The 11,620-nt window shown below is 29.8% G+C and carries 11 protein-coding genes; all 11 read right to left on the bottom strand.

Features of this window, described 5'->3' with window-relative positions:
• Nucleotides 1-282: 282 nt before the first annotated feature.
• The 11 genes from JOC62_RS10490 to pgeF all read right to left on the bottom strand — a co-directional run bounded on the left by JOC62_RS10490 (nucleotide 283) and on the right by pgeF (nucleotide 11,569).
• Nucleotides 283-1,275, bottom strand: a complete 993-nt coding sequence (locus JOC62_RS10490) for an NAD(P)H-dependent glycerol-3-phosphate dehydrogenase (protein ID WP_204595226.1) — start codon at nucleotides 1,273-1,275, stop codon at nucleotides 283-285.
• A 2-nt stretch (nucleotides 1,276-1,277) separates the two neighbouring features.
• Nucleotides 1,278-2,594 (bottom strand): ribosome biogenesis GTPase Der, encoded by a 1,317-nt coding sequence (gene der / locus JOC62_RS10485; RefSeq protein ID WP_204595225.1) that lies wholly within the window; start codon nucleotides 2,592-2,594, stop codon nucleotides 1,278-1,280.
• Nucleotides 2,595-2,596: 2 nt separating this feature from the next.
• Nucleotides 2,597-3,928, bottom strand: a complete 1,332-nt coding sequence (locus JOC62_RS10480) for a DUF512 domain-containing protein (protein WP_204595224.1) — start codon at nucleotides 3,926-3,928, stop codon at nucleotides 2,597-2,599.
• 167 nt (nucleotides 3,929-4,095) lie between these two features.
• Nucleotides 4,096-4,752, bottom strand: coding sequence for a phosphate signaling complex protein PhoU (gene phoU, locus JOC62_RS10475; protein WP_204595223.1), 657 nt, complete (start codon nucleotides 4,750-4,752; stop codon nucleotides 4,096-4,098).
• Between the two features lie 21 nt (nucleotides 4,753-4,773).
• On the bottom strand, nucleotides 4,774-5,523 hold the full coding sequence (gene pstB / locus JOC62_RS10470; protein ID WP_204595222.1) for a phosphate ABC transporter ATP-binding protein PstB: 750 nt from the start codon (nucleotides 5,521-5,523) through the stop codon (nucleotides 4,774-4,776).
• A 9-nt stretch (nucleotides 5,524-5,532) separates the two neighbouring features.
• Entirely contained in the window at nucleotides 5,533-6,417 is an 885-nt protein-coding gene (gene pstA, locus JOC62_RS10465) for a phosphate ABC transporter permease PstA (protein ID WP_204595221.1), read from the bottom strand.
• Between the two features lie 2 nt (nucleotides 6,418-6,419).
• The gene (pstC, locus tag JOC62_RS10460; RefSeq protein ID WP_204595220.1) at nucleotides 6,420-7,310 is read right to left on the bottom strand and encodes a phosphate ABC transporter permease subunit PstC; all 891 of its coding nucleotides are present in this window, start codon (nucleotides 7,308-7,310) and stop codon (nucleotides 6,420-6,422) included.
• 31 nt (nucleotides 7,311-7,341) lie between these two features.
• On the bottom strand, nucleotides 7,342-8,220 hold the full coding sequence (locus tag JOC62_RS10455) for a phosphate ABC transporter substrate-binding protein (protein WP_204595219.1): 879 nt from the start codon (nucleotides 8,218-8,220) through the stop codon (nucleotides 7,342-7,344).
• Between the two features lie 203 nt (nucleotides 8,221-8,423).
• A complete protein-coding gene (locus JOC62_RS10450; protein ID WP_204595218.1) occupies nucleotides 8,424-10,115 on the bottom strand; it encodes a HAMP domain-containing sensor histidine kinase in 1,692 nt (563 codons plus the stop codon).
• Nucleotides 10,112-10,819 (bottom strand): response regulator transcription factor, encoded by a 708-nt coding sequence (locus JOC62_RS10445; protein ID WP_204595217.1) that lies wholly within the window; start codon nucleotides 10,817-10,819, stop codon nucleotides 10,112-10,114. The genes JOC62_RS10450 and JOC62_RS10445 overlap by 4 nt, the downstream gene beginning before the upstream one ends.
• Before the next feature lie 15 nt (nucleotides 10,820-10,834).
• Entirely contained in the window at nucleotides 10,835-11,569 is a 735-nt protein-coding gene (gene pgeF / locus JOC62_RS10440; protein WP_204595216.1) for a peptidoglycan editing factor PgeF, read from the bottom strand.
• Between the last annotated feature and the right edge of the window lie 51 nt (nucleotides 11,570-11,620).

The following is an 11,620-nucleotide window of genomic DNA, read 5'->3' as shown; positions in this document are numbered from 1 at the left end:
GAAAGACTATAATAAGATTAAAAATTTTTCGTAAGGACTGCTATTTCATTTATGAATAATAATCCTGCATATTTCTTATTGCCCTAAAATACAAAATCAATATAATAAAGTTCCTTATAAAACCTTTTACGCAATGTACATTAATCTAATATAATATAGAACTTAAATCTATATTTCTAAACTAAAAACCTCCTCATTTACCTCTATATTATAGTTATATGACATTAAGGTTAGAAGATATGAAATAAATATAAAAAAAAGCAACCAAATTTGGTTGCTTTTTTAATGTGTTTCATTTTTCTTTTCTCTAAGCATTAGTTCTTGAACAGCTTCTCTCGGGTCTTTACCTTCAAAAAGTATACTATATAGTGCATCGGTAATTGGCATGCTAACACCAATTTCTCTATTTAGTTCATGGAAAGCCCTGCAAGCTTTAACACCTTCAACTATCATTCCAACTTCATCTAAAGCTTCATCCAAAGAAGCACCTTTTCCTATAAGAATACCAGCTCTTCTATTTCTTGAATGCATTGATGTACAAGTAACGATTAAATCTCCCATTCCTGTAAGTCCAAAGAATGTTTCAGCTTTTCCACCTAAGGCCATCCCTACTCTTGAAATTTCTTTCATTCCTCTTGTCATTAATGCTGCCTTTGAATTGTCACCATATCCAACACCATCACCAATACCTGCCGCTAGTGCAATAATATTTTTAACAGCTCCACCTATCTCTACCCCAACTATATCCTCGTTAGTGTATATTCTAAGTGTTGGTGTCATAAATAATTCTTGAACTTGTTCTGCATACTTCATTTCGTTTGATGTTGCAACTAAAGTAGTCGGAATCTCTATTGCCACCTCTTCAGCATGACTTGGTCCTGATAATATAACCACAGGATTAGGAAGTTCTTCTTCTATAACCTCTGATAGTCTTTTGTTGCTTGTAGGTTCAATACCTTTTGCTATAGATATTATAACTACATCTTTTGTAATTTTCCCTTTTAAAGATCTAGTAACATCTCTTATTACATGAGAAGGAATAGCTAAAACTAAATAGTCAACTCCTTCTATTGCCTCATCTAAATTATTATAGGCTGTAATATTTTCTGGAATGATTAGGTCTTTAATATATTTATCATTTCTTCTGTTATTATTAATGTCATTACATACATTAATATCTCTGTCAAATATACTTATTTCGTTTCCTTTTTGACCAAGCTGAACAGCTAATGCTGTACCAAAGCTTCCTCCTCCAATAAATGCTACCTTACTCATAATTACATTTTCCTTTCTCTATACTCTATTTGTATACCTGTTCCTTCAAAATCAAAACTTTGTCTTAATTGGTTCTCTAGGTATCTTTGATATGAGAAATGTGTTGCATTTGAGTCATTAACAAAGAAAATAAATTTAGGTGGTCTTGCTGCAACTTGTGTTGCATAATAAATTTTCATTCTCTTTAATCCAACAATTGGTGGTTCTTTCATAAGAACTGCTCTATTTATTACATCATTTAAAACACCTGTTGAAATTCTCTTTGAGTAGTTATCGTAGCACATTCTTGCAGTACTAAGAATTCTATGTGTTCTTTGTCCTGTAAGTGCTGATATAAATACATATGGAGCATAACTTAAGAATTTAAGTTTTCCTTGAAGTTCCTTTTTATATTTATCAAGTGTTTTATCATCTTTTTCTATAAGATCCCACTTATTAACTACTACCATAATAGCTTTTCTCATTTCGTGAGCATAGCCTATTATCTTTTCATCTTGTTCTGTTATACCTTCTTGTGCATCTACCATTAATATGCAAACATCTGCTCTTTCAATAGCTGTATAAGTTCTTATAACACTGTATCTTTCTATTTCTTCTTTTACTTTACTTTTTCTTCTAATTCCAGCAGTATCTATAAGTATAAACTTACCTTCATCAGTTTCTAAGTATGAATCAATTGCATCTCTTGTTGTTCCTGGAACATTTGAAACTATAACTCTATCTTCCCCTAAAAGTTTGTTAATAAGTGATGATTTACCTACATTAGGCTTACCAATCATAGCTATTCTTATAAACTCATCTTCTTCTTCATCTAAATATGAAGTATCAAAATGTTCAACTACCCTATCTAGCATATCTCCAAGACCTAAGCCTTGAGCTCCTGATATTGTTATAGGATCTCCTATACCTAAATTATAGAACTCCCATGCATTATCTTCTTCTTTTAGTGTGTCTACCTTATTAACTACTAAAACAACCGGTTTTTTGCTCTTTCTAAGCATTGACGCAACTTCTTGGTCAGCTGGTGTTAATCCTTCTTTACCATCAACAATAAAGATTATTACATCTGCTGTTTCTATTGCTATATTCGCTTGTCTTCTCATTTGTTTTACTATAATATCGTCTCTTTCAGGTTCTATACCTCCTGTATCTATCATAGTAAAATTATGATTAAGCCATTCAGCTTCAGCATACACTCTGTCCCTTGTAACCCCCGGTGTATCTTCAACTATAGAAATTCTCTTTCCCGCTAATCTATTAAATAATGTAGATTTACCAACGTTTGGTCTTCCTACCATTGCAACAATCGGTTTTCCCATTACTATTCCTCCTCATTGTAATTATTTATTATATCTATAAACCCATCTCCTGAGTAATCACACACGATAACCTTGACACCTAGTGCATCCTCTAACATATCAATTGTTACGTCATCTAGCATAACAAGTTCCTCTGGAGCTAATTCATATCCTCTTCTGAACATATTATCTGGCATTATAAGATATGGTGTATCTATACTATCTTTTATTTGCTCTATAATATCTGTTCCTGTTAAAAGTCCTGCTACTGTAATAGTTTCTCCAAAATAATTGTTTACAATCTTTTTTACATCTATTTTAACTTTTGGATTTTTTGAAACTATACTATCCATAGCATCTTTTATTTCATTATAAGCTAATGTACCAGTTACTACAGTATAACTTCCTTTTTTATTTAGATTTAAAAATTCTAAATCTCTCTTTATAGCTTCTCTATAATAACGAATAGTTCCTACACCATCCTCTAATTGTTCAAAGCCATTATAGAAGTCTTCACCTGGAACATCTTCTTCTGCTACAACATAAAATTCATCTGACAATCTTACAAATGGTTCATTAACTTCTTTCATAAATTTATTTTGCAGTTTCCCTACCATTTCTATTGCTTCTTTTGAACTTTCCTTTGTAAATGTATTTACATGTGTTAATCCTTTTCTAAACTTAGTGATACCAATTGGTACTACAGCTACATTATTAACCTCTGGATAAAGAGTGTATAAATCATTTATTGTTCTCTTAAGCTCTTCCCCATCATTAATTCCAGGTACACAGACTATTTGAGCATGCATTTGAATTCCTGCATCTTTAAGTCTTTTCATTCTTTTATAGATTTCACCTGCAAATCTATTATTAAGCATCCTAACCCTAAGTTCTGGATTTGTGGTATGTACTGATATATTAATAGGACTTATTTTGTAATTTATTATTCTATCTATATCTTTTTCTTTCATATTTGTTAATGTAACAAAATTACCTTGTAAAAATGATAGTCTTGAATCATCATCTTTAAAATAAAGAGTATCTCTCATCCCCTTTGGTAACTGATCTATAAAACAAAATACGCATTTGTTACTACAGCTCTTTGCTTTATCCATTATTCCACCTTCGAAATCTAGTCCAAGCTCTTCACCGTAATCTTTTTCTATTTCAATATCCCATATCTCACCACTAGCTTTTTCTACCTGAATTGTTATCTCTTCATCTACAGCTAAAAATCTATAATCAATAATATCTTCTATTTCCTTATCATTAATTGTAAGAAGAAAATCTCCAGGCTCTATACCTACTTCTTCTGCAATACTATCTGGAAGCACACTTTTTATTAAGTTCTTCATATTTCCACTCCCTTTTTATAAACTAGTGTATCTTTTGTTATATTACATTAATATATGTAGTTAGTCAATAAAAGTCATGAAAAACACTACATTTACATACATAATTTAAATTATATAAAATAAATACATAATAAAAACCACACTAAAGTTATTAGCGTGGTTTTAAACTATTCATTTAAATCAACATATTCACCTTTTTTGCTAAATATGATCCATTCGCAAATATTAGTTACATGGTCTCCAATTCTCTCTAAATACTTACTTACAAACAATAAATTAGTCCCAACTTCAACTTGGCTCTCATCATCTTTTATATAAACTAATGTCTCTTTAAAGACCTCTTTATACAAATCATCTATCTCGTCATCTAATTTACATATATCATAAGCTTTATCAGCATCTCTATCTAGATAAGCCTTTAATGCTAGATTAATCATACTTTGAATTTTCTCTTCCATAACCCATAGTTTTTTTGCTTCACTTATATAAGTTTTAGAATCTGCTTTTCTTGCAATTTTACATATATCAACTGCATGGTCTGCCATTCTTTCTAAGTCAGTTACTATTTTTGACGCTGTAAATACTCTTCTTAAATCTTTTGCTAAAGGTTGCTCTGTTGCTATGAACTTAATACATTCTTCTTCAATTATTCTTTGGAGATTATCTACTTTATCATCATCTTTTATTATTTCATCTGCTAATTTGCTATCTCTTTCTTTTAACGCCAACATACTTTGATTTAATTGATCTTTTACTAAATCAGTCATTTTGCTTAAGTTGTTGTTTATAGTATTTATTCTTAATTTTTGTGACTCCCTTATCATATAACCACCTCTTAATTATTATTAACCAAATCTTCCTGTAATATAATCCTCTGTTCTCTTATCCTCTGGTCTATAGAATATATCTTCTGTTTTACCATACTCTATAACCTCACCATTTAAGAAGAATGCTGTTTTATCTGCTATTCTTCCAGCTTGTTGCATATTATGAGTAACTATAATAACAGTATATTCTTTTTTAAGTTCTTCAATTAAGTCCTCTACTTTATTAGTAGAAATAGGATCAAGTGCTGATGTTGGTTCATCCATAAGAATTATTTCAGGTGATATAGCAAGAGTTCTAGCTATACATAGTCTTTGTTGTTGACCTCCTGACAGTCCCATAGCACTCTTTTTAAGCCTGTCTTTTGTTTCTTCCCATAGTGCTGCACCTTTTAAGCTTTTTTCTACTATCTCATCTAATACCTTCTTATCTTTAATCCCATGTATTCTTGGTCCATAAGCTACATTATCATATATAGACATTGGAAAAGGATTTGGTTTTTGGAATACCATACCAATCCTTTTTCTTAATGCAATCTCATCATAATCATCAAATATATTGTTTCCTTCAAATAGAACTTCTCCTTCTATTTTTACTGAATCTATAAGATCATTCATTCTATTTATTGTTCTTAAGAAGGTTGACTTACCACAACCTGATGGTCCTATAAGAGCTGTAACCTCATTTTTTTCAAATTTCATATTTATATCTTTAAGAGCTCTATTTGTTCCATAATAAAGATTTAAATTTTTAGTTTCTATTATACTCATACGTTCCTCCTACTTGCCACTATATGCCTTTAACATTCTATTTCCAATAACCTTTGCTAATAAATTAAATAGTAAAACCATTATTATAAGCACTGCTGCTGTTCCATTTGCTATTGCTGAAGCATCTGGTACTACACCTTCTGAATTTAATTTCCATATATGAACTGCTAAAGTTTCTGCTGGTCTAAAAAGTGAAAATGCAGATGTGTTTCCAGTAAGACTAATTTGATTAAAGTTGAGCATTCCTGAACTTAGTCCTGCTGTATATAAGAATGCTGCTGCTTCTCCAAAAATTCTTCCTGAAGCTAATATTATTCCTGTTAGAATATCTTTCATTGCTATTGGAAGTGTTAATTTTCTTATAGTTTGCCATTTACTAGCTCCAAGACCTAATGAAGCTTCTTTAACTTTCTTAGATGCATGTCTTATAGCATTTTCTGATATTCTTGTCATTGATGGAATATTTAATATACTAACTGATAATGCACCTGCTATTATTGAATATCCCCATCCTGCTAAATTTACAAATACTAAAAGACCAAACATACCTATTACTATTGAAGGTAATGATGACATAGTTTCAAGTGATAATCTTATAATATTTAAAACTAGACCTTCTTTAGCATACTCTGCTAAATATATCCCTGCTCCTATTCCTATAGGTACTGTTATTATTAATGAAATAACTAACATGTAAAGTGAATTAAATATTTGTGGTCCAATTCCACCACCTGCACTTGTCATACTAGGTTTTCCAAATATAAATGAAGGAGTTATCATGCCAATACCTTTATATAAAATATACGCAATGAATGCCCCAAGTATAGCTACTACCATAAATGCTACTAAGTAGAATACTCCCGTTGCAAGTTTATCTATTTTTTTTGCGTCCATTCTTATCTCACTCCTCTTTTTTCTATATTTCTAACTATTAGTATGAATATAAATGATATTATTAGTAGTATTAGTGCAAGCGTCCATAAAGCATCATTCCATGCTGATCCACTTACTGTGTTTGCCATATCCATTGTTAATATACTTGTTAATGTTGCTGCTGATGATGTTAAACTATCTGGTATTTTAACCGCATTTCCAATTACCATTTGTACTGCAAGGGCTTCTCCAAAAGCTCTCGCTATTCCAAGTACAACGCCTGTAAGTATTCCAGATTTTGAACCAGGTACTATTACATTTTTAATTGTTTGCCATCTTGTTGCTCCAAGTCCATATGATGCTTCAATATGTTCCCTTGGGATTCCTTTAATCGCATCTATTGAAAGTGTTGCTATAGTTGGAAGAATCATAAGTGATAATACTAGTACTCCAGCTAGAAGTGAGAATCCCATACCTCCAAAGTTATCCTTTATAATAGGTACTAGTACAGATACACCAACCCACCCATATACTACTGATGGTATACCAACTAAAATTTCAAGTGCTGGTTTAATTACTTTTTCTCCAAATCCTTTGGAAATTACATTAACAAATATCCCTAATGCAATAGCAATAGGGGCACTTAAAATTACTGCCCCTAATGATACTAATGTTGATCCTAATATGAAGGCAAAAGCTCCAAAGGTTTTAGGGCTACCTGTTGGGTTCCAGTTATTTGTGAATAAAAACTCTAATACGCTATATTCACCTTTAGTGAAAGTTTGTATTCCTTTTGATCCTATAAATATAATTATTGATATTGTTATTAAAATTATTAAAATCCCACAAAAACTTGAAAATCCTTTTCCTAAATATTCATTTAATAACCTTTCTTTAAAACTTCTTTTCTTCATATTTCTCATTCCTATCTATTGCTTTTTATATCTATTCTTTAATTTCATTACCAGGAATTAATCCAAGATTATTTATGCTTTCTGAATTTTCTTTGCTACCCACAAAATCAATAAATTCTTTTGAAAGTCCATTAGCCTCTCCTTTAGTGTACATATGTCCCCATGACCAGAATTTATAATTTCCTGATTTTATGTTATCAACTGTAGGTTCTGCACCATCTATTTTGACTAAATCTAATGATTTTTTAGCCTCTTCATTATTCATATATGAAAGAGCTACATAGCTTATTGCACCATCATTTTGTTTCATAGCATTTAATACAGCTCCATTACTATCTTGAACTGCTCCGATTGAATCATTTTCTAATTCCTTTTTGCCGTCTAAAACCTTCTCTGTAAATGTTGCTCTTGTTCCTGAAGATGCTGGTCTATGAATTACTAATATCTCCATATCCTTTCCACCAACCTCTTTCCAATTTTTAACCTTACCTGAGAATATATCTTGTATTTGCTTCTTTGTTAAATTAGTAATTCCAGTAGCTTTATTGACTACTACACCAAATCCTTGAGCTACTACTTTATGATCTACTAATTCACTTGCTTGTTCTTTTGTTAATTTACTTTCTGCAAGTACATCTGAATTACCTATATTTACTGATCCTTCTAAAACTTGAGTAAGTCCCGTTCCAGATCCTCCTGCTTGTGCATTTATTGTATTCCCTGGTTTAATTTCATTGAATTTTTCTATTGACTGTTCCATAAGTGGAAGAAGTGCTGATGATCCACTTATTGTTATTGTTTGCCCATCATTTACTGCATTATTTGTACCTGAACCACATCCTACAAATATTCCTCCTACCATAGTTATCGCTAATGCTGTTACTACCATTTTCAAATTTTTCTTTCTCATATCTATAACCTCCACAAAATATTTGATAATTCCTTTTCTGACTTATTATGCTTAATTACTATGTCTTTATAATATCTTTTGAAAGTTAAGCTGTTATTATACAAAAGTTAAACTACATTAGAATTTTGTTAAATGAATTTAACAAATGTATTAATAACGAGAAAAAAGGTAAAAATCTATAATTATAGATTTTACCTTTTTAACTAAATATGTTTTATTTTAAATATAAATTCTGTACCTTCATTAAGCACTGATTTAACTTCTATGGTACCTCCAAAACTTTTGACTATATGTTTTACTATCGCAAGTCCAAGCCCTGTTCCACCACTTTTTCTTGCCTTATCTACTCTATAAAACCTTTCAAATATCCTTGGAAGATCATCTTCTGGTATACCAATCCCTGTATCTCTTACAATAAAGTTATAGTATCCATTTCTAGAGAAACTCTTTATATCAACTTTCGCTCCTTCTTCTGAATACTTTATTGCATTTTCAATAATATTAAGGGCCATTTGTAAAAATTTATCTCTCTGTCCTAAAATATAATTTATATTATCTCTATAAAATGTTACTTTAATATCTTTTCTACTTGCTTGCTCACTTAAAATATTAATAACATCATCAATAATATCATCTGGTAAGAATTCTTCCATCTCTTCTATTGTATTACTTTCTAAATTTGAAAGTACCAGAATATCATTAATAAGCCTTGTAAGCCTTACAGCTTCCTTATCTATTATATCTAAAAATTTATTCTTTGTTTCCTCATCATCTACATATCTTAACGTCTCTGCAAAACCTTTAATAGATGTAAGAGGTGTTTTAAGTTCATGAGATACATTTGCAACAAATTGCGTTCTTATATTTTCAAGTCTCTTCATTTCTGTTATATCTTGTATTGCAATAACTCTGCCAATTCTCTTATATCCATTAATAACAGTTGCTGTCTTTATTTTTAAGAATCTTCTAGCTGGTTTTTTTATTTTAACTTGAACTTCAGTGCCATCTTCACCTTTTAATATATCTTCAATTCTCTTATCTTCTATACAATCATTTAAAGATTTTCCTGTGGCATTTATATTTATACCAAATATTCTTTGTGCATAAGGATTAATTGTAATTATATCATTATTATTATCTACAGCTATAACCCCACTTTGCATACAATTTAAAATAGACTCTAATCTATTTTGTTTATCTACTATTTCATTCATTTTACTTTGGAGTTGATCTGCCATATTATTAAATGTTTTCCCTAAATGCCCTAGTTCATCATTTGAACCCATATTAACTCTAGTTTGAAGATTTCCATTTGCAATTTTTGAAGTAACACTTTCTAGATGTTTAACAGGATCAACAATTATTCTTACAAGCTTAAGTGCTAATGCAACTGAAAGAATTAGCACTATAAATACTACTATAATATAATATTTCATATTTTCTGCGTAAAATATTTTCACTGTAGATTCAGGTACACTACTTCTTATTATAGTTCCATCACTAAGTTTTGTCGCACAATATATCATGTTTAATCCTAATGTTTCACTATACCTCTCTGAATACCCTACTCCACTTGAGCTCATTTTTGCTTTTTCTATTTCTTCTCTACCTAAATAATTATTACTAATATCGCTTATTGAGTCAAATGTTACTTTTCCATCTTTATTTATTATAGTAAATCTTATATCGGTTCCATTTATTTTAAAATTATTTAATTCAGCCTTCTCTAATCTTCCATTATCTATCCATTTAGCAGCAATATTGTTGTAATTTTTAAGTATATCTCTAGTATTTTGAATTTCTTGTATACTAGATAATGCCATAAAAGATGATGTTAATATTACTAAAGCGAATATAACCGTTATTATTACTGATGTTACTATTTTTTTCTTCATAACCCTTGACCGTTAAACCTATATCCTACCCCTCTTATTGTTTCAATAAGTTTAGGATTTTTATCATCTTCTTCTACTTTCTTTCTCAAATATCGTATATGAACATCAACAGTTCTTGTTTCTCCAATATATTCATATCCCCATATCTTATCTAAAAGTACCTCTCTTTTTAAAATTTTCCCTCTATTTTTGATAAGTATTTCAAGAAGTTCAAATTCCTTAAGAGTCATGTCTATTCTTTCTTTATTTATTAATACTTCATGTCTTTCAAAATCAATTTTAAGTCTTCCATTTTCATAATAATCTTCTTCTTGATTTGAATTAGTATGTATACTCCTTCTTAAAACTGCTTTGACTCTTGCAAGCAATTCTCTTATAGAAAACGGCTTTGTCATATAATCATCTGCTCCAAGTTCAAGCCCTAATATCTTATCTAACTCCTCACCTTTTGCAGTTAGCATTATTATAGCTGTATTATTTGTTTCTTTATTTTTCTTTATTTCTTTACATACATCATAACCATCCATCCCTGGTAACATAAGATCTAATAATACTAAATCTGGCTTTTCCTCTTTTGCAAGTTTAACTCCGTCTAATCCATTGTTTGCAGTAATAACTTCATATCCAGCATTTTTAATATTAAACTTTAATAATTCTAATATGTGTTCTTCATCATCAACTATTAATATTTTTTCTTGTGCCAAAACATTAATCCCCCTCTATTTCAATAGAACAAATGAAAATAATCTTCCATATGATCCATTTGATTTTCTATATGAATGTAATTTTACTTTATCTTCACAATAAGTGCATGCATCAAAGTCATATATATTTTCTTCTAATATACCACTATCTATTAAATCTTTTATAATACACTCTTTTAAACTTAAATTTCTACCATCAAATAAAATATCTTCTTTGATATTTTTTTCTTTTATAAATTTTTCTTTAAGCTCTTCTGATACTTCATAACAACATTTTCTTATATGAGCCCCTATGTAAATTTTTGTATTTTTGTGATTAACAGAATATAGATCAACCATTCTTTGTAGAGCTTTTTTTGTAATTGAATTAAAAGTTCCTTTCCAACCACTATGAACAGCGCCTATTACTCCATCTACTTCATTTACAATAATTACTGGTACGCAGTCAGCAGTAAAGACTCCAATTGCAATATTTCTCTTATTTGTTATTATTCCGTCCCCTTCATTCTCGATAAAATCTATTTCATCGTTATAGTTTAATACTATGTCTGAATGTATTTGATTTAGATAAATCACCTTATCTACATTAAAATCTTCTTTTATACTATTTATTGCATCTATTCCCTCATCTGTATTTCTATTAAAACTTCTCTCATCTTCAGCTGTTGAAAATATAACACTTGATTTATTATTTTCTAATAATAAAAAATCTTTTTTTATTCTAAAATTCTCTTTATGCATTCTATTCATAATAGTACCTCCATATCTTTTAATATTATTTTAACATTTACTACATCTATT

Source organism: Clostridium sardiniense, from assembly GCF_016907995.1.
In the GTDB taxonomy this organism is placed as follows: Bacteria; Bacillota; Clostridia; order Clostridiales; family Clostridiaceae; genus Clostridium; species Clostridium sardiniense.
The sequence above is the reverse complement of the archived record's forward strand: the minus strand, read 5'-3'. Positions and strand labels throughout refer to the sequence as shown.

Excerpts from the sequence above, each read along its gene's own strand:
- JOC62_RS10490 (WP_204595226.1), bottom strand. The coding sequence starts at position 1,275 with ATGAGTAAGGTAGCATTTATTGGAGGAGGAAGCTTTGGTACAGCATTA.
- der (WP_204595225.1), bottom strand. The coding sequence starts at position 2,594 with ATGGGAAAACCGATTGTTGCAATGGTAGGAAGACCAAACGTTGGTAAA.
- JOC62_RS10480 (WP_204595224.1), bottom strand. The coding sequence starts at position 3,928 with ATGAAGAACTTAATAAAAAGTGTGCTTCCAGATAGTATTGCAGAAGAA.
- phoU (WP_204595223.1), bottom strand. The coding sequence starts at position 4,752 with ATGATAAGGGAGTCACAAAAATTAAGAATAAATACTATAAACAACAAC.
- pstB (WP_204595222.1), bottom strand. The coding sequence starts at position 5,523 with ATGAGTATAATAGAAACTAAAAATTTAAATCTTTATTATGGAACAAAT.
- pstA (WP_204595221.1), bottom strand. The coding sequence starts at position 6,417 with ATGGACGCAAAAAAAATAGATAAACTTGCAACGGGAGTATTCTACTTA.
- pstC (WP_204595220.1), bottom strand. The coding sequence starts at position 7,310 with ATGAAGAAAAGAAGTTTTAAAGAAAGGTTATTAAATGAATATTTAGGA.
- JOC62_RS10455 (WP_204595219.1), bottom strand. The coding sequence starts at position 8,220 with ATGAGAAAGAAAAATTTGAAAATGGTAGTAACAGCATTAGCGATAACT.
- JOC62_RS10450 (WP_204595218.1), bottom strand. The coding sequence starts at position 10,115 with ATGAAGAAAAAAATAGTAACATCAGTAATAATAACGGTTATATTCGCT.
- pgeF (WP_204595216.1), bottom strand. The coding sequence starts at position 11,569 with ATGAATAGAATGCATAAAGAGAATTTTAGAATAAAAAAAGATTTTTTA.